This window comes from Brevibacterium aurantiacum (genome assembly GCF_007558825.1).
In the GTDB taxonomy this organism is placed as follows: Bacteria; Actinomycetota; Actinomycetes; order Actinomycetales; family Brevibacteriaceae; genus Brevibacterium; species Brevibacterium aurantiacum_A.
In genome coordinates this window covers 35,313-55,548 of sequence record NZ_VLTK01000017.1, presented here as the reverse complement: position 1 = coordinate 55,548, position 20,236 = coordinate 35,313, and the positions used below count along the sequence as shown (strand labels likewise).

Annotated in this window: 19 protein-coding genes and 1 pseudogene; 7 read left to right on the top strand and 13 right to left on the bottom strand. The window is 58.2% G+C overall.

Translation table 11 applies throughout. From position 1 onward, the window contains the following. Positions 1-1,105 precede the first annotated feature (1,105 nt). Positions 1,106-1,534: a hypothetical protein gene (locus FO013_RS20220; RefSeq protein ID WP_143924363.1), complete on the bottom strand. Its 429-nt coding sequence runs from the start codon at positions 1,532-1,534 to the stop codon at positions 1,106-1,108. Positions 1,535-2,132: 598 nt separating this feature from the next. On the opposite strand from FO013_RS20220, the gene FO013_RS20215 reads away from it, so the two are divergent. Both FO013_RS20215 and FO013_RS20210 read left to right on the top strand, forming a co-directional pair. Further along, the gene (locus tag FO013_RS20215) at positions 2,133-2,411 is read left to right on the top strand and encodes a hypothetical protein (RefSeq protein WP_143924362.1); all 279 of its coding nucleotides are present in this window, start codon (positions 2,133-2,135) and stop codon (positions 2,409-2,411) included. A 35-nt stretch (positions 2,412-2,446) separates the two neighbouring features. Then, positions 2,447-3,466 carry a variant leucine-rich repeat-containing protein gene (locus FO013_RS20210; protein WP_143924361.1) on the top strand — a complete coding sequence of 340 codons (1,020 nt, stop codon included), beginning with the start codon at positions 2,447-2,449 and terminating at the stop codon, positions 3,464-3,466. A 723-nt stretch (positions 3,467-4,189) separates the two neighbouring features. Here the strand turns inward: FO013_RS20210 and FO013_RS20205 are convergent. From FO013_RS20205 to FO013_RS20180, 6 genes are all read right to left on the bottom strand, one after another. Next, positions 4,190-6,067: an FAD-dependent monooxygenase gene (locus FO013_RS20205; protein WP_143924360.1), complete on the bottom strand. Its 1,878-nt coding sequence runs from the start codon at positions 6,065-6,067 to the stop codon at positions 4,190-4,192. 125 nt (positions 6,068-6,192) lie between these two features. Beyond that, entirely contained in the window at positions 6,193-6,903 is a 711-nt protein-coding gene (locus FO013_RS20200; RefSeq protein ID WP_143924359.1) for a class II aldolase/adducin family protein, read from the bottom strand. A 53-nt stretch (positions 6,904-6,956) separates the two neighbouring features. Beyond that, positions 6,957-8,459, bottom strand: coding sequence for an aldehyde dehydrogenase family protein (locus tag FO013_RS20195; protein ID WP_143924358.1), 1,503 nt, complete (start codon positions 8,457-8,459; stop codon positions 6,957-6,959). Positions 8,460-8,523: 64 nt separating this feature from the next. Further along, the gene (locus tag FO013_RS20190; protein ID WP_143924357.1) at positions 8,524-9,639 is read right to left on the bottom strand and encodes an iron-containing alcohol dehydrogenase family protein; all 1,116 of its coding nucleotides are present in this window, start codon (positions 9,637-9,639) and stop codon (positions 8,524-8,526) included. Next, on the bottom strand, positions 9,636-11,792 hold the full coding sequence (locus FO013_RS20185; protein ID WP_143924356.1) for a hydantoinase B/oxoprolinase family protein: 2,157 nt from the start codon (positions 11,790-11,792) through the stop codon (positions 9,636-9,638). Before FO013_RS20185 ends, FO013_RS20190 begins: the two co-directional genes overlap by 4 nt. A 17-nt stretch (positions 11,793-11,809) precedes the next feature. Beyond that, positions 11,810-13,939, bottom strand: a complete 2,130-nt coding sequence (locus FO013_RS20180) for a hydantoinase/oxoprolinase family protein (protein WP_143924355.1) — start codon at positions 13,937-13,939, stop codon at positions 11,810-11,812. Between the two features lie 88 nt (positions 13,940-14,027). Between FO013_RS20180 and FO013_RS20175 the strand changes: the two genes are divergently transcribed. Continuing rightward, positions 14,028-14,825 carry an IclR family transcriptional regulator gene (locus tag FO013_RS20175; RefSeq protein WP_143924354.1) on the top strand — a complete coding sequence of 266 codons (798 nt, stop codon included), beginning with the start codon at positions 14,028-14,030 and terminating at the stop codon, positions 14,823-14,825. A 404-nt stretch (positions 14,826-15,229) separates the two neighbouring features. On the opposite strand, the pseudogene FO013_RS23430 reads toward FO013_RS20175, so the two are convergent. From FO013_RS23430 to FO013_RS23045, 3 genes and pseudogenes are all read right to left on the bottom strand, one after another. Continuing rightward, a pseudogene (locus FO013_RS23430) lies at positions 15,230-15,579 on the bottom strand (transposase); the annotation flags it as partial. 11 nt (positions 15,580-15,590) lie between these two features. Next, positions 15,591-15,776: a serine hydrolase gene (locus FO013_RS23370; RefSeq protein WP_143924353.1), complete on the bottom strand. Its 186-nt coding sequence runs from the start codon at positions 15,774-15,776 to the stop codon at positions 15,591-15,593. Beyond that, positions 15,737-15,871 carry a hypothetical protein gene (locus tag FO013_RS23045; RefSeq protein WP_260848298.1) on the bottom strand — a complete coding sequence of 45 codons (135 nt, stop codon included), beginning with the start codon at positions 15,869-15,871 and terminating at the stop codon, positions 15,737-15,739. Before FO013_RS23045 ends, FO013_RS23370 begins: the two co-directional genes overlap by 40 nt. Before the next feature lie 280 nt (positions 15,872-16,151). Here FO013_RS23045 and FO013_RS20160 point away from each other — a divergent pair, with 280 nt between their 5' ends. Together FO013_RS20160 and FO013_RS20155 are read left to right on the top strand one after the other, a co-directional pair. Next, positions 16,152-17,150, top strand: a complete 999-nt coding sequence (locus tag FO013_RS20160) for a hypothetical protein (RefSeq protein WP_143924352.1) — start codon at positions 16,152-16,154, stop codon at positions 17,148-17,150. Positions 17,151-17,164: 14 nt separating this feature from the next. Beyond that, positions 17,165-17,572 carry a hypothetical protein gene (locus tag FO013_RS20155; RefSeq protein WP_143924351.1) on the top strand — a complete coding sequence of 136 codons (408 nt, stop codon included), beginning with the start codon at positions 17,165-17,167 and terminating at the stop codon, positions 17,570-17,572. A 5-nt stretch (positions 17,573-17,577) separates the two neighbouring features. Here FO013_RS20155 and FO013_RS20150 read toward each other — a convergent pair whose 3' ends face one another. The 3 genes from FO013_RS20150 to FO013_RS20140 form a co-directional block, all read right to left on the bottom strand. After that, positions 17,578-18,135 (bottom strand): type II toxin-antitoxin system RelE/ParE family toxin, encoded by a 558-nt coding sequence (locus FO013_RS20150; RefSeq protein ID WP_186293233.1) that lies wholly within the window; start codon positions 18,133-18,135, stop codon positions 17,578-17,580. 9 nt (positions 18,136-18,144) lie between these two features. Continuing rightward, positions 18,145-18,447 carry a type II toxin-antitoxin system Phd/YefM family antitoxin gene (locus FO013_RS20145; protein WP_143924349.1) on the bottom strand — a complete coding sequence of 101 codons (303 nt, stop codon included), beginning with the start codon at positions 18,445-18,447 and terminating at the stop codon, positions 18,145-18,147. A gap of 238 nt (positions 18,448-18,685) precedes the next feature. Then, the gene (locus FO013_RS20140) at positions 18,686-19,354 is read right to left on the bottom strand and encodes a nucleoside/nucleotide kinase family protein (protein ID WP_260848297.1); all 669 of its coding nucleotides are present in this window, start codon (positions 19,352-19,354) and stop codon (positions 18,686-18,688) included. Between the two features lie 218 nt (positions 19,355-19,572). Here FO013_RS20140 and FO013_RS20135 point away from each other — a divergent pair, with 218 nt between their 5' ends. Both FO013_RS20135 and FO013_RS20130 read left to right on the top strand, forming a co-directional pair. Then, positions 19,573-19,866, top strand: a complete 294-nt coding sequence (locus FO013_RS20135) for a hypothetical protein (protein WP_143924348.1) — start codon at positions 19,573-19,575, stop codon at positions 19,864-19,866. 5 nt (positions 19,867-19,871) lie between these two features. Continuing rightward, a complete protein-coding gene (locus FO013_RS20130; protein WP_186293232.1) occupies positions 19,872-20,213 on the top strand; it encodes a DUF7768 domain-containing protein in 342 nt (113 codons plus the stop codon). Positions 20,214-20,236 lie beyond the last annotated feature (23 nt).

Here is a 20,236-nt window from a genome sequence, read left to right as displayed (position 1 = left end):
GTTCAAGGACATCAATGTTCCTGAGCTTCAACCAGCCCAAGACGTCCAGTTCGAACTCGCCCCACCAGCCCACAACGGCGCTCGGACGAGTTGCGAGTCACGTGGGAGACACACCTCGGAGAGAAACAGGTACACACGCAGGCGGTTCACTAGTTAATGACGATCTGCCTGCTGTGCTCGCGGCTCTGACAAACTTTGTGACGGGCAGAATCTGGCCTAGAGTAACTCGAACTATTCGTTTATATCTGCGCCAGAGAGATTCGAGTTGTATACGCTCCTCAATAACACTGACGCTTCGAAGTTTGACTTGCATTTGGCTGGAAAACTCGTAGCTTCGCTGCACTACACATTCGACTCTTTCGAGAACGAATTTCACTTCTTCCACTGCGAATCGTTCGAATCTGACGACGCTGACAATCACTGCAGCGAGCTCGTAAAGCGGGCTATCGCTACAGCTCGGAAGAATTGGCTGAAAGTACACGTCACGTGCCCGATTGCGCTCAAACACATGGACTTGGGCGCTTAGAAAATGTCTGGAAACGACAAGGCCCCCACCGCGTTTTGCGGCGGGAGCCTAAACTTTGTCTACATCAGTGCCTCGGTTCGTAGCCGTCAAGCGGTGGGGCGTCGCCGAATTCGGCCACAAACTAGCTGCGCCTACGCCTCGAGTAGATGACCGCACACCAGATCAAAGTCGATCCGACTAGAGCTGCACAAAAGACCCACGAGACAAAAACCACCATCAATTGCAAAATCCACCCGTCTTCCGTACTGAGGTAAGTTACGGTCGCGGCGATGCTAAGCCCTACTGACAGAACGGAAAGAGCTACCAGGGCCCAGAACAGGATCTTCGCAATGATCGATTTCATAGTCAGTTATTCTTCCCCAGACCTTTGTAATGTCCCTTGCCGAATGTTCGCACGAAAGTCGAGTACATCGCAGCTTTTGAAAAGCAGTTAACCCTGCGGGACGATCATCGAGACCGGCACGCATTCCTACCGACTCGCCCACACACGACAGAACGCGCCTTGAGTAATCCTCGACGGGGCAGAACCGCCAGTGGTTCTGCCCCGTCCAGTGCTAAGGAAAAGCGTGCGTGCCTCGTCTAGTTGTCGATTTTGTCCCAGTCCGCGGGTTCATCGACGACTGGGAAGTTGCCATCCAGCCGAATGTCGCCAACGGTAATGACCTGAATATGACCAATCGCAAGCATTTTACGGGCGTTGGCCTGCTGGTACATCACGGACTCGATGGCTGCATCAGTCAACAGATCGAGAACTTCCCCCTCAGGGGATTCTCTGATCGTCGACATGTAAAAATAGCCATACACGGTATCGCCAGGCTCAACCCAATGCCCCTCCGAATCATTGATGAACCGTTCTTCCCAACTGACTTCGTACTCCGAGTGTTCGGCCTCGAACCGCTCACACTCTCGCTCGTCAGTCACAATCCCTATGAACGGATCGATCATCTCTTCCGAGTCGAACGGCGAAGGCTGTTTAGCGAAGAGTAAAAATACCTTCTGGTTACCCATAATCACCTCATCTGCATGTCAGCGGGCTCTAGTGCGGACCGCATTGCACTGAGAGTATCGGCGAAGTCACCCGCGCCCAAAGCGTCCGGCCCTGATACCGCAGTCGGTCGATCAATTCGGCTGCTGCGTCGACCAACGAGCAAACGACGAATGACCCCGGCCTCACCGAAGTGGGGCCGGGGCCAGCACGTCGGGAGTTCACTCATTGGTCAAACCGCTACGCCGGGCAATTTCTCTGGCGCATGGTCGCTCGTCATGTACGTCAGGGTGGAATAGATGGGTGGATCAGGGTTCGCGCCGAACCGGCGGAAGGTTCCGGTTGATTCGAATGCGGTCGGGTATACGAACTGTGCCGGCGGGTCGCCAACCGTCTGCGAATAGCGGGGAACTACAGACTTCGGTGAGCCTAAGAGACGTGGTTGCTGCACTTTAGCCCTATGACCTGAAAGAACGCCATCGTGCCAGATCAGCAGGGCTGCAGATCTCCACCATTACGATTCGCGATCGCCCTCACACGATCAGGTCGACGTATACCACGGCCTCACAACCTGCGGAATATCAGGCACTTACCGGGCGCCTTTCAATCCTTCGCGAGAAGATGGAAACCGACTACTCGACAATCCTCAGCCCTGCTAGGACACCGAACAAGGACGGTTATGAGGCCGGTGGCGAAATCGCGCGAGGAGATGGGCCGACCTTCGAGATCAGCGACATCGATTCCAGCGGAACGATTACGGCAGTCGGCAATACGATCAACTCCCCTGCGGGACCCCAGACGTTCAAACCTCACGAGGTGAGCCTGGACCGTTCGTGGGTCCAACGCTCAGCACGCCAACATTCGATCAATCACTTCGGCGTGCCGCAAGATGAGGGTTGAGACCAACTTGCGCTATCGCCGCACGTAGAGAGGGTATGAGCAATCTCAATCGCGTACAGGCAGGCATCCCCGAGGGTGGGCAATTCTCTGAGGCTGCGAAGCCACGTCCGGACTTACCGCCACTGGATGAGAACCTAGCCCAATCGTGGTCTCAGGAATACGTGCCCTCAGTCGATGCTGATGCTTCGATGGACTCGTTGGAGGACTCGATTGCCCAGATGAGCGATGAGCAGCGCCGTGAGCTCTTGGAGACTGAGGAACTGGCCCTGGATTCGACTGATCCTGAGGAGCTGACCGAACTAGCTTCTCATCCATCGCCTCTGGTCCGTGGCGCCGTCGCTGCCAATGAGTCGATGGATGAGCGGGCGCTGGTGACGATGCGCGATGACCCGGACCCGTTCGTGAGGGTCTCAGCGTTGGAGAACTCGAACATGAGCGACCACGCGGTCATCCAATACGCGAAGACTCGAGCCGGTGACGATGAGCTGCGAGCCTGTCTGACCGGGCGCGAGGACAACGCTGCTGTCGCGGCAGCGGTGGCTGCCAACCCCAGGACTCCCCCAGAGACGCTGTCGCAGTTGGCCTCGGTTCGAGACGACACTGTTCAGGCCGAGATCGCGGCCAACCCCTCTGCGAGACCTGAGGCGCTGAACTATCTCTCCGCCCACTCCAATCCGGCCATTCGAGCAGCTGTGGCAGCGAACCCGAATGTGCCCGCGAGAACGTTCGGCACGCTGGAACGCGAAGGAGACCCCAACGTTGCCGGAGTCATCGACGCCCAGCGCCGCAACCATAGCTCAGCCTTCTACGACGGGAGAGACGTCTACGAAGCCAAAGCCTGGAACAACGAGCAGAAGGCCTACCGCAAGCATGTGAAGAAGATGGCCAAGCGGGGCCTCGATGAGAAGGGTCAGCCTCTCCCTCAGTCAGGGCTGAGCAAGGGCCGGCGCCGTGGTGGAAGGCTGAGGCGTCGCGTTGTCTCCTACTGGGTGCTGCGTGGCTCCTATGACATTCTGCGAGGCAGTGTGAGAGCATCCATGCGAATGTTCAAATAGCAGGCACGAACCGCGACTGGCCTCGACTTCCGATGAACGTGAAAAGCACAGCCTCAATCGCTCAAGGAGATCATGGCACTCCTCGGAGCGTCGAGAAGTTCAGGAAGATGGTTCTGGATAGGAACAACACAAGAGTCGGCATGGACGCGGTCTTCGTCGCGACACACGTCGATACGGTCACGAGGACTCATGGACGGCGAAAGAAGAAGTCTCCGTTTGCCGCCTTGGTCCTCTCCGTGATCATCCTTGTTGTTTATCGATCATCGCATGAGGCCTGCGCAAAGCATTCTCATTGAAGGATGATTGGCGGCCACTGACGCAATTGCACGCGGTTTGCTCGCTATATTAGGCCTGAAACTACAGACCAGCCACTGTCGGAGGTCAGACGCTACTGCCATCCTCAACAGAACCTGCAATACAACTACCCAGGTGATGGCGATGGGAGACTGACTGGTCGAATCTGTGGGCCGGCATCAAAATGCCCACACCGAAATCAGATCAACCCCTCCTCGCGATGTTCATCGGAGGATTGAGGTTCAACGACGGGAGAACACGATAGGACATACTGGACAAACACGATTTCATTCAGATCATGCGATCGCAACTCGCTCAATCTGGCTTTGTGCGTAGGCCCAGCAACCGCGTTGTTCAAAAATACTCGCCACAAAGAGAGGCGCTATGCCGACACATCCTGTCAATCTCGCCGCGGTGCATCGATCCCGATCACTGCAGAATGCCGGCAAAATACGCACCGATGGTTTCCCGGTCTTCGAGGGGGAGGACTTCGGCGACATACTGATCAGGCCGCACAATGACCACAGCGCCAGTGTCACGATTGATGTCACGCCCTGTGAAGATGTCACCATCGCTGCTGACTCCTGAGAATGCTTTCTCCTGGTCGACCAGACCGTATCGTCCCGTGTGCGGGCGCAGTAGGACAGGCAGTTCCCCGGGCTCAATTTCGCGGTGGGGTCGCTGTGAAATACCCCGGACGTCAATAACGCCGTCCACATCCCAACCGCGTGGAGTATGGCGGACGATTGGTGACTCGGGGTTCTGGGCCAACCAGTCGCATAGAGCGAGGAAAGACCTCTCGCTGACGTCGGCGAACATGTAGAGCCGAAATCGCCCGTCAGCGCGGTGCACATGTCCAAGCTCCATCTTCAACGCATCAGCGATACGCATCACGGGGAAAGAATGAAATCGGGTGCCGACCTCGAAGCCTGTCGCGAGTGATTGGTTCGACCCGCTGCCTGTCAACCGAGAAGCCGGATACTGGACACCCAGTCCTGCCGTGTATCTTCCGGCCTGGACGAAATAGTCTTTCAGTTCGTCCGGATCGACTCCACTACCGTTCGGATCATCCGAATCTTTGGGTCCCGCTGCCATCATCGCCGACCATTCCCTGTCGAAGTCAATCAGCTGCTGGGCCACTGGTTGTCGCTCCTGCGAGTACGTCTCGAGCAGACTCGAATCCGAGAGACCTCTCAGCACGGTACTGAGCTTCCAGCCAAGATTCAGAGCATCCTGCATCGAAACGTTCATGCCCTGCCCGGCCTTCGCGCTATGTGTATGGCAGGCATCGCCCGCGATGAATACCCGGGGGTCAGATCCACGGCCGGCAACATCGTCAAAACCGTCGGTCAATCGTTGCCCGACCTCGTAGATCGACCACCAAACAGTTTCGCGCACAGCAATCGTGTAAGGGTGCAGTACGTGATTCGCAATCTCGACGATCTGATCAGCAGTGTGCTGTCGCACCTCCTGTCTGTTGGTCTCATCGATTGGTCCGAGATCAACATATAGCCGCACAAGGTATCCTCCTTCTCGCGGGATGAGGAGAATGCTCCCAGCTCCGGCCGATTGGATTGCGGATTTCAGTCGTATGTCCGGAAAATCTGTGTCCGCGAGGATATCCATGACGCCCCAGGCATGCCCGGCCGTATCCCCGCGCAATTGACGGCCGATCGCTTTACGCACTCCGCTACGCGCACCGTCGGTTCCTACGAGATACTTGGCACGCACAGTATGGTGTTCCCCCGATTCGACGTCGCGTACCTGGGCAATGACCGGATGAGCGGAACCATGGTCGACGGTGAGCGAGACGAACTCCAAGCCGTAGTCCGGTACCAGACGGGTTGGACTGCGCTCCATGAAATCGAGCAGGTAGTCATGGATGCGTGCCTGGTTGACGATGACGTGTGGAAATTCTGAAAGTCCATCTTCGACATCTTGGACGCGGCCTGTACGAATAATGTTTTGCGGGTGCTCGGCGCTCGGCCGCCAGAACGTCGTCTCATTGACCCAATAGGCTTCGTCGGTCAACCTCCGCGCGAGGCCGAATGCCTCAAAGGTCTCGACAGTTCTACAGGCGATGCCGTCGGCCTGTCCAAGTTCCATCCGGCCGGAGCGCCGCTCAACTATGCGAGTGTTGATATCAGAGAACTGCGAGAGATGAGCCGCAAGCAGGTTTCCCGCGGGACCGCTGCCGACGATCAACACGTCGACCTCATCTCGCTCATTACCGTCGGCCGAACTAACTGTGGTTGCCCGACGGACCGTTGGGTCCCCCGGATAGAATCCGTCTCGGTAAAATTGCATGTGAATTCCTCTCACTTCTCATCGAAGTTATGTCCTGATTCTGCGGCCCCACCTGCCGTCGCAAGCGAGTATGCACATGTACTACACGGCGACGAGGCGAGCCGACAGGTGCCGAAGTAGCGGTCTCACGCTGGTTCACTTTGGCTCGGAAGTTGGCGAACAAGATAGTCCCAGGCTTGGACCATAGCCGCCTGACTATAGATGTTGTCACGTTTGGCCAGCGATTCCTCAGGTGCGGACCAACTGGGGTTGCCTTCATAACCTTGCGTCAGCAGTTGCTGTCTGCACGCACGATCAAGAATCACTGCAGCAACGGTGGCTGCCTGGAGATCCGGGCCCACCACAGCAACCCCGTGGTTCACGAGGAATAGGGCCTCCGCGCGACCGAGAGCTGCTGCGACAGATCTGCCGAGCTCGGCAGTCAGTATCAGATCGGCCGTCTCGGCAAATCGCGGCACTCCCAGTGGTGCGAAGTAGTTGGCCTCGTGGCTCACCGGACGAAGATCCACGCCGGCAGACGCCAGCGCTACCGAGTGTCTACTGTGTACGTGTACAACGCCACCCACTTCTGGACGGGCGGCCATTATCTCGGTATGGATGGGGTACTCGCTGTGCCTTTGACCGCCCCCTGCAAGCACCTCACCGTCCGGAGAGACAAGATGCACACGTTCCGGAGTGATCTCCTCTAGTCCCCAGGAAGCTTGTTTGAGCCAGACGCCGCGCCCCTCTGGGTCTCTCACGGAGACATGGCCCCAGATGAGATCACCACTGCCAGAATCCGCCATGACGCGGCTGGAGAGCGCGGCAACCTCGCGCAATTCAGGATAGTCGGTCATTGGTCGTGTACCTTTCAGCTTGTGTTGGTTCCGCGGAATTATCGCAGTCCGCTTCAGAGAATGTTGATGACTTTTTCCTCGGTGTAGCTCAGCAGTTCTTCGAGGCACTCCTCCTTGCCTCCGACTCCTGAGCCTTTCACTCCTCCGTATGGCACGTTTGAAAAATGCGTGCTCGATCCATTCACCCAGACGAACCCGGCTTCGAAGGTGCGGGCGACGCGAATCGCCCGTTGCAGGTCTCTGGTCCACACGCTCGCCGTCAACCCGTAATCAACACCGTTGGCGATGGCGACGGCTTCGGCTTCGTCGTCGAAGGGGATGACTGAGAGCACAGGTCCGAATACCTCTTCCTGCCCGATGGTCGAGTCGGGAGTGACGCCGGTCAGCACCGTAGGTTCGATGAAGAGGCCGTGCCCGAACCGAGCGCCTTCAGGTCTGCCGCCTCCGGTTACGACGGTCGCGCCCTCTGCGATCGCCTGCTCAATGTAATTGAGTGATTTCTCGTATTGAGCACGATCAATCATGGTCCCCTGTTGAGACACCTCGCTCAGCGGGTCATCGAGCCGCCTCTCTTCAACGAGTTCGACAACTCGCTTCACCAAGTCGTCATGGATGTCCTTGTGCACAAGCAGTCGAGAAGTCGATCCGCATGACTGGCCCGACCACGTGAAGTTCATCCCATTGACTGCGCCGATCGCGGCTTGCTCGACATCGGAGTCGGGAAAGACCACCATGGCATTCTTGCCTCCGAGTTCGAGAGTGACATGCTTGACAGCACTTTCGGCCGCTGTGCGCTGAATCAACCGGCCGGTGGGCTCGGAGCCGATGAATCCGATGCGTCGGATCGCGGGATGGCGAACGATGCGGTCGGGGACTTCAGAATTGCTGCCGACCACGACATTGACCACTCCAGGCGGGAACACTTCGGCTGCGAGCTCGGCGAGGGCGAGCGGAGAGAGGGGGGCGGTCTGCGGTGGTTTCGCGACGATTGTATTGCCTGCGACGAGGGGCGCGGCAATGCGGCAGAAGAACATTAGCGGGTGGTTGTAGGGCCAGATCTTTGCGACCACCCCGACTGGCTCCCGCACCGTGAGATGCAGCGCGTTGGATGCGGGTATGGTTTGACCTTTCATTTCGAGAGCAAGGCCCGCATACATCCGCATCTGGTCAAGCGCGACTTTCACATCATGGCGGGCGTTGACGATCGGTGAACCGGCATCCACAGCATCAAGCAAAGCCAACTCGTCACCGTGATGCTCCACAAGGTCAGCGAAATCCAGGACGTAGCGAGCCCGCTCCATCGCAGTCTTCTGTCGCCAAGCTTCCCTGGCACTATCTGCGCCGGTCACCGCAGCATCAACGTCTTCCGGGGTCGCGCTGGGAACTCGTGCAATGGGTTGCAGAGAAAATGGGTCGATAGTCTCAAACGTCTGTCCGTTGCTCGCCGCCCGTAATGTGCCGTCGATGAGCATGTGCCAGTCGCGGCTGAGCAGTCTCCTAACCTGGTCGGCATGTTCACGGCCTTCGAGCGCTGCTTGCAGAACTGCTCCGTTCATTCTTCCTCCTCGTGTGACTGACTCCGATGAGTGCTCGTGTCGGGTGTATTGCCTTTCGCGAGGGTCACGAAGCTCTCGCCGAACTCTCGCTGGCCAAGCGCAGCAATTCGCGAAGCTCTACGTCGGTCGATTCCCGGGCATTGTTCTGCCTGAACACATGTCCGCGGCTTGCTTCGATCATCGATTCGACCGCTGCCGACCCCAGGTCGAGCCGCGAATCGAACCCAATCAGGTCATAGAGCTCCGGGAGCCTCGCGACTATCTCCCGACCCTCGACCGACAGGACTTCGCGATTGAACTGGGCGATCTGGGGCAACAGAATGCCGTTCTGCAGACCATGGGGCAAGTCCACTGTAGGCGAGGACGACAGGGCGTGTACGAGAGCGAGTCCGCTATTGCCACACGCGATGTTCGCCAGACTCGCTGCCTCCAGCAGCCTCTGGAGCACCTCGTCATTTTCTCCTCGCACGTTGGCCCCGTTCGCCTGGCCACTCACAGCGAGCGGAAGTGCCCCAATGATCTCTGAAGCGGCGCGCAGGGCGCATGCATCAGTGAACAAACTGCGACCTCGAGACCAGAGTGATTCGAGCGCATGTGTCAGTGCATCAAGGGCAGCGAAGACTAAGGGTGCCCTCGGCAGACCTCTGAGCACAGTGGCATCAAGGATGGCTGCCACAGGTTCGTATCCATCCCCTCTGATGACAATCTCGCGAATCTGGCCCAACTCGTGCAGCACGAGAGCGTTGGAGACTTCGCTGCCACTTCCAGCCGTTGTCGGCACAGCCACTGTCGGAGCTGGCGGATGCTCGGCCTTGTCGTACCCTGCAAGATTGGCGATGCTGACGTCATTCGTCATGAGCAGGGCAACGGCCTTTGCAGCGCTCAGTCCGCTGCCGCCGCCAACGGCGATTACCGCCTGGGCCCGGAATGCACGGGCATTTGCGGCAGCAGATTCAGCGTGATCCGGTGCGGGATTGACATCGATGAGCGCCTTTCCAACAACTAGGTCGCGCACTCCTGCCTGGTCGAGGATCGCCTCGAGCATGCCAAGTCGGTCAAGACCGCTGTCTGCGACGACCATGACGCGGGAAACGTTGAGAGAGCGAAGAATCTGTGCCGCGTCATTCAGCGCTCCCAGTCGTGAGTAGATGCGTGTGGTGGAGGAGAATGTGGGTTTCATCGCAGTTCCACCGGGATCAGATCCGGTGCCCCGATGCGCGAGACTGCAGACCACAGCAGTCGCCCACTCAGCGGACAGAGATACTCACGCAGCTCCAGATTCTCATGCAGTGCGATGTAGGGTCCGTGCTCTTGCGCAGAGACAACTCGGCGAATCGTACCTTCGACCCAACTATTTGGGGCACCGAGGTACGCGCCTGCACGGGTGTAGACCCCGCTATCGGTCTGGAACACGTCAGGGGTGAGCCATTGTGCGTCGCGTGGCACAGTCACATCGTCGGTGTGCTCGGCGCCTACTACACGGTCTGCACGAAGTTGGTTCCTCCGAGCCTCCGTCGCGCTGGCGTCGATGCTGCCGTCGATAAGGACGACGCCGTAGTTATTGTGTGCGCCGTCAGTACTCACGTATCCGTTGCCGACATCTGCTGCAACTCGCTGCGGTTCACGGTCCAGCGGATCTCCGAAGCCGCCACCACCTTGGAAACTGTAGGCGATGACGTCACCATGGCCAATGTCGAAGAACCCTGGTTTTGCACCGAAAGACACTGTGCGTCCGGGCCAGTGGTCAAGGTCTTCGATGCCGAAGATCCGACCAACGGGACTCTTTCCGTCCCCATGCAGCTTGGCGTTGCGATTGCAGGAGCCCTCCAAGCCTCCGAACAGTCCCACACTGTTCGGCACCTCAACTCCGTGGCCGACGATCATGCCGTGCAGACTGTCTGTGTCGTGCGGTGTGATTGCGAGCCCCATTGTTGCGCCGCCGCGTTGACGGCCCGGTCCGCCGGTATCGGCGATGATGCTTCGATAGAGGAACAGGATCGGCCCGGCAGCCTCGTGTGATTCAACATTGGTGATTGCCGGTCGTGGTACACAAAAGTCACCCGATCCGTTCAGCCCGTCGTGGTCGTTGTAAGCGCCGCCACCTCCCGCAGTCGAGTCGAGGAGGAAGTTGCCGTAAGGGCTGCCATCTCGGTTCGCTCCGTTGATGACGAATGCACTCATCGATCCCTTGGTGACTGCAGTCGCATCTGCCAAGGTATCCGACGACGTCGCCGCCAAACGTGAGAGTGCCTGCACGACGATGTTCGTCACCACCCAGGTCGTTGAGATTGTTGCCGCTGACACCGGCGCGGGGAAACTGGCGTTGCAAACGATGCTCTCCGGCGCTTCGATCTCGATCACTCTCAGCAGGCCCTCGTTCCAACGAAGCGTCGGTGCCAAGGTCGGCAGGATCGCGGCGAAGACGCCGGCGAGCATTCCAGCCCAGGTGCAGTTGATGAAACCAGGAGCCTGTTCGCTGGTGCCGGTAAAATCGAAGACCAATCGGTCCCCTGTCTTCCGGACCTCGACCCGCAGATCATAAAGCTTGTTGGTGTGGCCATCGTGCTCAATGTAGTCGAGGCCACGGTAGACACCGTCTGGAAGTAGACGCAGTTGATCTCGCAGTTGTTCCTCTGAATGCTTGATATCCAGGTGCATCACATTCTGCACTACGTCGAGAGAGTACCGATCGAAGAGTTCAATCAATCTCATCGAGGCGACATTGTTCGCAGCGACCATGGCCTTAAGGTCCAAGCCCACCGCCAGCGGCATGCGAGTCATTCCAAGCACCATGTTCCAGATATCGTCGCGGATTCCACCGCTCTCGACTATTCGCACGCCGCTCATCAGCACGGCTTCCTGCTGCACGAGCGTGGCACCGATGCCCCAAGAGCCGAAGTTAAGGCCGCCCATATCAATCTGGTGTGCACAGCAACCGACCCAGGCCACGCGGTCGCCGTGATAGAAGACGGGAGCGACGATAGATACGTCCTGTTGATGCAGTGCTCCCTTGTAGGGGTTGTTCAGGATGAACATGTCGCCCTCATTAATGCCAGGATTGTCGGAGCAATCGGCGACGATATTCCGCACGACGTTCGCCATCGATCCCGAGTGGAAGAGCACCTGCGGGCCCATTGTCACGATTTCTCCATCTGAAAGATAGGTTCCGACGTTGAAATCAGTGGCATCTGTGACAACAGGTGACCCCGACACGGCTTTGAGTGTGATCGCCTGCTCCTCGGTAATGGCGCTGAGTCGATTGCGGATCACCTCGAAGGTGATGGGATCGACGGCGGCTGACGTGTCGGTGCGTGGATTCGTTGTTGTACTCATTGTTTGTGACCTCCCTGTCACACGATGGGGGTGATGATGAGGTTGCCGATGGAATCCAGAGCAACCTGCTGTCCACTTGCCACGTATACGGTGGTTGTCGGATGCTCGATGACGGCGGGGCCAGGTACTGACTCACTACTGAGGCCGTCCCAGTCGAGAACGCTGGCATCGAACCAGGACTCTTCATTCACGTCATACACCTGTCGGCTGCTCGCCGTCGGGTCGCCGTGATGACGAGATATGGGGGCGAAGCTGGGCTTTGGAGTTCGGCCGATCGCAGAGACGCGCAGTGCAGTGATCTCTATTCCCGCCTCACGGAACCCGGCGCCACGGCCGTATGTGTCTTCGTATATGGCTTCAAACCGGGCTACCAGCCTCGAAACCGCCTCGGCGTCGATCAGATCCTCATCGGCCGGGACTATCAACTCATGAGTCTGCATGCGATATCTCATATCGACCGAACGGTCGATGTCGACCTGGTCAGGCTCGACACCTTCACGTTCGACCTGTTCTCTCGCGGTGACCTCGAGCTCATGGAGGCCTTCGAGCAGCTTGACCGGATCGAAATCGGACGAAGGGTCATGTGTGCCCGGGTTGGACTTATACGAAACCGAACGCTCGGCGCTGTGGTAAATGTCGGCGGCAAGGGCACCGTAGGCTGAATGTGCCATTGAAGTCGCCGGGACTAGGATGGTGCCCACACCGAGGTCGGCTCCGAATCCGGCACAATGCATCGGGCCGGCGCCACCGTAGGCGTAGATCACGAAGTCGCGAGGGTCGTGGCCGTGTCCGACAGTCAGCTCGCGCAAGGTGTCAGCCATTCGCGCATCGACGATCCTTTTGATGCCGGCGGCCGCCTCGACGATGGTGAGCCCAAGTGGCTCGGCAATCTGTGTCCTGATCGCTTCTTCGGCGCCTATCCTGTCAAGATTCATTCGCCCGCCAAGGAAGACTTCGGGGTCAATGACACCAAGTGCAACGTCGGCATCAGTGACAGTGACCTGGCGACCACCGCGTCGATAGCAGACGGGGCCCGGGAAAGCCCCGGCACTCTTCGGACCAACTCGCAGCTCTCCTCCGATGACCTCGGCGATTGAGCCGCCGCCCGCACCAATAGCGGTGATATCCACCATCGGCACCGATACTTGATACTGGGCAACCTCAGTCACCTGGGAGACAACCGGCCTGTCACCGACCACAAGACCAACGTCGAAACTGGTTCCACCCATGTCGGTGGTGATGATGTTCTCGTGACCGAGCTCTTTAGCGAGAAAATGCGACCCGAGCACGCCGCCGGTCGGGCCAGAGGCAAGCAGCAGCACCGCACGCTCCGCAGCATCACGTGCACTCATGACACCGCCGATGGAATTCAAAACACTGAACCTCCCAATCAGGCCAGCGTTGCGCAATTCGCTTTCCAATCGTTCGAGGTAACGCTCGACTGTGGGCCCGAGGTAGGCGTTGAGCACAGTCGTGGCGGTTCGCTCATACTCGCCGAGAATCGGATTCACCTCGTGTGACAGACTCACGTACACATCAGATCCGACCTCTTCCCGAATGATCTCGGCAATTCGTTCCTCGTGGTCCGGATTGCGAAAGGACCAGAGCAGGCTCACCGCATACGCCTCTGCACCTTCGCCGCCCAGACGTCTCACTTCAGTCCGAACCGCTTCTTCGTCGAGATTCAGCAGCACAGTGCCGGCTTGGTCGACGCGCTCAGGGACCTCGCCGATGAGTCGACGCGGCACCAACGGGTCTGGGTAGCTGCGCTCACTGAAGCGGCCAAGGAGTTCGTTCGGCATGCCCGCTGTGAAACCCATCAGACGCTGCACGAGGATCGTGTCGCCGAATCCTTGAGTGGTGAGCAGGCCAGTTGTACTTCCACGGCGCTCGATGAGCGCGTTCGTCGCCTGCGTGGTTCCGTGCCCGAAGCTGCGCACCTTGGCAAGCATCTCTGCCAGAGTCTCATGGCGGTGGTCAGCAATGAGTGTCAAGGCCGCAAGGACTCCCGCTTCGAGCGCATCGGGAGTCGTCGGAGCCTTATTTGTGACCACAGTACCGGCGCCGTCCATGACGACCACATCAGTGAAAGTGCCGCCCGTGTCGACGCCCACGTAGAGGTCGTCGCCTGCGGTGGGATCATTCATCAGAATCTCTCCTTCGAGTTCGCTTCGGCTGTGGAACGATGAAAGCTACTTTTCCAGTGCAGAACTAAATGAGCAATAATATTCTGTTATGAAGAAACCAGCCCTTCAGCAGAAGCCGCCGTACCCAATAGAATCCGTCGATAAGGCCCTTCGCCTGCTCCAGTTGCTCAGAGATGGAGGTGGTATCCGCCTCACCGCCGCCGCACAGGAGCTGCAGATCGCGCCATCGACCGCGCACCGGCTGATGGCAATGCTCATCTACCGTGGATTTGCTTTGCAGGATGACAGCCGCCGTTATGTAGCAGGGCCAGCCCTCGGTATGCAGGCCATTGGTGCACCGTGGTTGCACGATTTGCGCCGCAGGGCCCAGGAACCCATGGAAGTCCTGTCTTCCCAGCTCGATGAGACGGTCAATCTCGTGGTTAGAGTTGGGGTGAACATCCGTTTCCTGAACACTGTGGAGGCGTCTAGAACCCTCCGCATCGGAGATCGAAGTGGAACAGTCATACCGGCATTCGGTGCGTCGAGTGGAAAGGCATTGCTGGCGCTTGAACCAGAGGAACGCCTGGATATGCTTTACCGTGGGCACGCATCGCGGCTCGCTGGCACGGAACTGAGCGACCTGGAATTCGAGCATTTCAGCCGTGAGTTGGCCAATGTGCGCAGGCTTGGCTACGCGCTCAGTAGGGAAGAAACCGAGAGCGGTGTGGGAGCTATCGGCGTAGCAGTGCTCAACCCGCAGAACAAGCCTGTCGCGGGAATCTCGATTGCGACACCGATCGGACGCTTGGCTTCAATGCTGGAACCAAGACATCTGGGGTTGCTGTTCCACTGCCGCGATGAGATTGCCTCGTTGGTGGCAACACCGCACACTGATCCGATTTGACGTACGAACGGGTACCAAATTGAATAAAGAAATCGACCGCGAAGACAGCGCAGTGAGGGCACCCGGCATGAATCACCCCAACACACGCTCAGCTGTGCACGAGAGCGTCATACACAATCGGACCTGAGTATAGACTTCTATACATTGATAGCTTGGTCACAGCCTCGCAGCTTCCGCCGCACTTCGGCCGCAGATCGGTAGGGCGTTGTGGAACTGCAGGATTATTCGCCCTCGCTCCCAACTACACGAGCTAATCGCCCGGGTCAATGTGGTCCCCCAAATTCGTCTCCTCTGCCCTGATTTTCGGGCTCTTCGGAGTTGAGCGTGGGGTGAGGCGCCGATCACTCGCTCGGCAAGCCGGTGGCTCTGTACGGGAATGGACTGGCGAAATACCTCCAGGACGGTTCCAGCACGCAGGTGGCGTCGTCGATCTGGTCGTCGACCGCGTTCTTGTAGCCCTGGAACGGATCCAACGTAGCGATTTCGACCCCCGCACGGAACGAGCCGCCCCGGTCTTTGAGCCAGTCACGGTAGACCGTCCCGAAACGAGGTCCAGCAGCCGCGCGGTAGGGTGGGATCCGCGGGTCAAATCGACCATGCCGGTGAGCTCCTTCGGACCGCGATGGCGCAGATCGCGGTGATGCCACACGTGCTCGTCCACCCCCGGGACCTCCACGCCCTCGAATCCGGACGGACCATAGGCCGCTAGCGTCAGGAGCAGCACGACCTGAGACCACAGCGTGTTCCATACGGTGATGACTCTATCTANACTTCATCATTGAGTCGCAGACGCCCGTCGCCGATGAAGGTCAGGGCTAGCGCCGCAGTCAAGAGTTTACTCAGCGAATCCCAGACAAATAATGTCTCTTTCGTCATAGGTTGCATGGTGGAAAGGTCTTGTACGCCAACGGCTAAGAGGGAAGTGTCTCTTGCTCGATGATGTATTGCCACTGCACCAGTACTCCCCTAGCCACGTCTTTCTTGAGATGCCGCTCAACGGAGTCCTTGCCAGGATTGCTCAGATTCTCAGCTTCTGATTCGGTCATGTGTCCTCCTCTAAACAAGGAAAAGCTTGTGGAGTGAATGACTAATCCCAGGCAATTCTACGCGCCGTTGCGTTGCCACAACCGTGAAAGTTGACGGCAATTCTTCCAATTTATGCGCAACCACGACTGGCAGCGTTCTCTATAGCTGGTACGGGCGGCCAATCAAGTGTTCTCCTACCCTTGGCCGTCTGCCTCTCCCATCATCGCCCACCTAGTGTGCCCGGCACGCCGCATGAGGTGGGCGGTGGTGTATCTTCACGTTGCCGCACGTAGTGAGGGTATGAGCAATCTCAACCGCGTCCAGTCCGGTATCCCCGAAGGCGGCCAGTTCGCTGAGTCCACGAAGGCTCGACCCAGCATTGATGGGCTCGGCGGATTCTATGATTCCTTTACAGATGACCCACCCCAGCTCACGATCGATGACTTCGAGGAGCCCGAGCCACCAGCACGCCACATCGCCAGCGACTCGGAGTCAATGGCTGGCACCGTCTTGCCCGGCAAGCACCCCAATAATCCCAGTGCCATCGACTTACCCGGATTCGTCCATCCGCGCACCCGCAACGCTTTCTTCGACGCCCGGTGGGCCTCTGACAGCGGTGAAGACAGGCAGTCAGCGGCTCAGCAACTGAAGTCCCGGCTCCCGAGCCTTACTGACGAGGATCGCCAGGAGGTCCTGAATCGCTACCTGGAGGCCGGCGACAATGGCGAGCCAGCCGAGGACGAGGAGATCATTGCTCAGGCCGTTGAAGACAATGACACTGCAATGGGCATTCTCAATGTCTCTCGGCAACCTTTCATTCCGGGTGGAGTCAGGGTCTGCGACAACCGGTACGGGCATCAGTCTCCCGCGATGTATGGGAGCCGATACGAGCTGGGCATGTCGACGACTGAGGCGGCCAAGGCCATCCGGGCGGACATCAAAGATGCCAAGACGACTGGATACCTGCCCAACGACCTCACCTACAGTGTGCGTAAGTCCAGCGCATCGGCCATGAGCATTGAGGTCCAAGGTCTCACCAACGACCAGATCTATGCACCCGCCGACGACATGGAGCCGGCCTATCTTGGCAGGCGCCACCGCCCTGAAGCAGCCGAGCTGAAGGACCGCATCGACCGGATCTCCAACTCGTATCGAATGGACGAGTCAGACTCCATGACCGACTACTTCGAGACGAACTTCTACGCCTTCTCACGGATCGAAGACGAGGACGATGCCCGATTCCGGCGACGCGAAAAGGAGCGCCAAGCGGCGAATCGCCTGACCAAGACTGGCAGATAAGGCACAATGGAAATGTGCAGAATCGAATTGGCTCAGGAGTCCCCGATGGTGGTCAGTACGCCGAGACTGCCAAAACACGCCCTCACGTCAGTGGTTTCAGCCTGGACGGCGAAGAAGACTTCGGCCCTGATGATGGACCGACGCGTGATTTTCTCGACGCCGGACTTGCTGCTGGACGCCTGCCGATCGGTCCGTCATATTCGGTCTCACAGATCCTCACCCGCTCAGGCCAATCCGAGGTCGTGACGATCAGGAACATGCCTGCCCCGTTCGCCCCGACACCATCGCCGTCACTGGGCCGAGAGTATTCCCCTGAGACATCCGCCGCCGTTGAACACTGTAGCGCCCGGTCAAGCGTGAGAGTCATGACTGGTCCACGCGAGAGACTGCGCCGAGAGCTCATCACCGCCCGCCGATCCTGACTGAGCTATTTGCTTTCTGACCAGTGAGCGATCATGAGTTGATGAGCCTCGCTAGGCGTCAGTCCCGAAATCTGTTCTTCACTCATGTGTAGCTCTGCCCGTAGTCCCTGCTCAAGCCAGTCGGGCAAAGCAGTTGGCTTCGGCGGTTCTGGAGTCGCGTAGACGGATCCCTTGCGGCTTCCAAACGACTCCAAGATTTCAACCAGCGGCTTCGCGTTCGGATTACCGTGTCTCTTGAGCTTATCGGTCCTTGATTTCATCTCGGCGTAAATTTCGCTGTCCGACCTAGCACCAATAGCCCAAACCTCTGCGATCTCAAGAACCGGCCGATGGTCTTCATCAACAGAATGCCGCCAAATTATTCGCCAGTGCCGATTACCTACCGTCAGCTTTCGAAATGGGACTAAGTCTCCGAGCAGCGGCTGTCCCGCCTGAGGTGAGCGTTCGAGCAAAATCATCTTGGCGAATACATCGCGGACAATCTGGGGGTCCTTCTTCCAGAGCCGGTGCAGGTCGGTGATGGCATCTTCGGTCAGTCGGACTCGCGCATGTTGGTGGTTCACAATGGCGGATCAGAGCGTGTGGTGGCCGGCGTCGATTTCGGCTTCGAGGTCTGCGCGCTCAATGCCGAAATATTCCATGGCCTGATCAAGATCAGTTCGAGTTCCGCTGTCGGTAGCTATCCGAGCCATAACCAATGCTGCGGCATTCAACGATTCTCGATCTTCACGAAGACCAGCCAGCTCGTGAGTGGACACGACGGCAGCGACTGGCTCACCGTGCCGGGAAAGCGTAACTTCTTCCCCCGACTCCGCGGAGGAGACAAGGCCTGAAATACCGGTCTTGCTTGCTTCTGTTATCGTCAGATTCGTCATGCCCTCATTCTACACAGTTTTCTAGATAGGCGCGACGGGTCGGCGAGTCGAAGCCATTGTAGAGATGCCACGTACTTTGGACAGATCCACAAATACACTGTGTACCTGGATCCGGCCTCTGGTGCTTGACAAAGAGACGTGCAGAAATATTCGCCCCCACAATAGGACCGGCGCCCGTCCACTGTATTCATTACCGGCGCAACACGACCCGACAACATCGCGCTACGAAGTAGACGCCTCAGCCGTGGCGCAGGGAAGATGTACTCAAACTTGGATGGCCGAGATCCGTATTGTCAAAAATCCATGTCGCTTGTTCCCAAGGAGAGCATTCACGGAAGTAGATACGTTGACCGCCGACATAGCGGTGGTTCAACTCGGAGTCAGGATCGGGGTCGAAACTACCCGAAAACCGCAGATTGCCGCGAGGAACTGAAACAGCGAAGGGAACGTCGACCCAAACACTAGCATCCCAGCAGTCGCGCAACTGCGCCCGATGGAGAAAAATTCCCTCGACGAGGAGGATGCAATCGTCAGACAAGTCAAGGGGACATGGCTGCACAGGCACGTCAGCTTCGACGTCCCAAACTGCCGGAATTACCGATCGCCCAGCTCTCAAGGGCTCGACCACGAATCGCAGGAAGGCGGGGTAGTCATATGACGAGTGATAGAACGACTCGGGGCCAGTTCCTTTGGCGTACCGAGTTGCGCGCGGGTGGTGGAACCCGTCAATGCTCAGCCCCACCACCTCGCGATCACAACCTGCGGCGAGGTCAACAAGCTCATTCGTGAGCACACTTTTCCCAGCCCCATCAAGGCCGTCGATTGCGACGAGTGCACGTCTCCCAGGCGTGACATCGTTGATCAACCGCAGTAATTCGTTCAGGACGCCTCGGCGAGAGCTCATCATCCGGATAGTCTAGCGACGCTCCGCCGATTCTAATGATCCCGTGGCGGATGACTTGCGACGATCTGTACAAAGTAGGCGGCGTCTCTACAGTCACTTCCGCAAAATAGCTTATCTGACTCATTCTTCTGACTATTCGATCATCCAAAAGGACAAATGCTTCTGCCTCTCCTGAACGGCATTCTAAATAGCCACGGACATAGGCGTCCTCTGTATCGAGTATGACAACGAACCCCACCAATACCTCCACGAAGATCACCGTCGATGCCGGCGATCTGCTCAGTCTTATGACCACTTCCTACGCTGCCAACGATGCCGTAACCAACTGGCGTGCAACGAATGGGCCAGTCTTCCCCGTCATCAAAGCCCTGGCAGATTCACACAGGTCGTCGATGAACCTACTGGACTCACTGTCGGAGAGCATCGATGCCGGGCACCAAGACAACGCCCTTGCGGTACTGCGGGCCTCGAACTCTGATGAACCATCTGCTGACGTCGCCGGGGCCAGGCGGTGAGGCGGATGGTCCTCGAATCTCCGTTCGCTGGTGATACCACGACGAATTTGGCCTATGCCAGGGCGGCGATGCACGACTCGCTCATGCGCGGAGAGGCGCCGTTCGCCTCCCACATGCTCTATACCCAGCCAGGTGTCCTCGACGACTCCAACGAATACGAGCGCGGAGTGGGCATCGAGGCGAATCTCGAATGGATGGCCGGAGCTCAAGGTGTTGCCCTCTACATCGATCGTGGGATCACGCCGGGCATGAGTCTGGGCATCAAAGGCCGCCATTCGGGCAGGACTCGACGTCGAAGAACGCAGCCTTCCCGCTTGGTGCGACCACGTAGCCACAGACGGCCTTGATCCCAACCAACCAGTCCGAAAGG

Excerpts from the sequence above, each read along its gene's own strand:
- FO013_RS20190 (WP_143924357.1), bottom strand. The coding sequence starts at position 9,639 with ATGAAACCCACATTCTCCTCCACCACACGCATCTACTCACGACTGGGA.
- FO013_RS20220 (WP_143924363.1), bottom strand. The coding sequence starts at position 1,534 with ATGGGTAACCAGAAGGTATTTTTACTCTTCGCTAAACAGCCTTCGCCG.
- FO013_RS20135 (WP_143924348.1), top strand. The coding sequence starts at position 19,573 with ATGACAACGAACCCCACCAATACCTCCACGAAGATCACCGTCGATGCC.
- FO013_RS20175 (WP_143924354.1), top strand. The coding sequence starts at position 14,028 with ATGAAGAAACCAGCCCTTCAGCAGAAGCCGCCGTACCCAATAGAATCC.
- FO013_RS20160 (WP_143924352.1), top strand. The coding sequence starts at position 16,152 with ATGAGCAATCTCAACCGCGTCCAGTCCGGTATCCCCGAAGGCGGCCAG.
- FO013_RS20210 (WP_143924361.1), top strand. The coding sequence starts at position 2,447 with ATGAGCAATCTCAATCGCGTACAGGCAGGCATCCCCGAGGGTGGGCAA.
- FO013_RS20185 (WP_143924356.1), bottom strand. The coding sequence starts at position 11,792 with ATGAGTACAACAACGAATCCACGCACCGACACGTCAGCCGCCGTCGAT.
- FO013_RS20195 (WP_143924358.1), bottom strand. The coding sequence starts at position 8,459 with ATGAACGGAGCAGTTCTGCAAGCAGCGCTCGAAGGCCGTGAACATGCC.
- FO013_RS20140 (WP_260848297.1), bottom strand. The coding sequence starts at position 19,354 with ATGATGAGCTCTCGCCGAGGCGTCCTGAACGAATTACTGCGGTTGATC.
- FO013_RS20130 (WP_186293232.1), top strand. The coding sequence starts at position 19,872 with ATGGTCCTCGAATCTCCGTTCGCTGGTGATACCACGACGAATTTGGCC.
- FO013_RS20180 (WP_143924355.1), bottom strand. The coding sequence starts at position 13,939 with ATGAATGATCCCACCGCAGGCGACGACCTCTACGTGGGCGTCGACACG.
- FO013_RS20145 (WP_143924349.1), bottom strand. The coding sequence starts at position 18,447 with ATGACGAATCTGACGATAACAGAAGCAAGCAAGACCGGTATTTCAGGC.
- FO013_RS23045 (WP_260848298.1), bottom strand. The coding sequence starts at position 15,871 with ATGACCGAATCAGAAGCTGAGAATCTGAGCAATCCTGGCAAGGACTCC.
- FO013_RS20205 (WP_143924360.1), bottom strand. The coding sequence starts at position 6,067 with ATGCAATTTTACCGAGACGGATTCTATCCGGGGGACCCAACGGTCCGT.
- FO013_RS20215 (WP_143924362.1), top strand. The coding sequence starts at position 2,133 with ATGGAAACCGACTACTCGACAATCCTCAGCCCTGCTAGGACACCGAAC.
- FO013_RS20200 (WP_143924359.1), bottom strand. The coding sequence starts at position 6,903 with ATGACCGACTATCCTGAATTGCGCGAGGTTGCCGCGCTCTCCAGCCGC.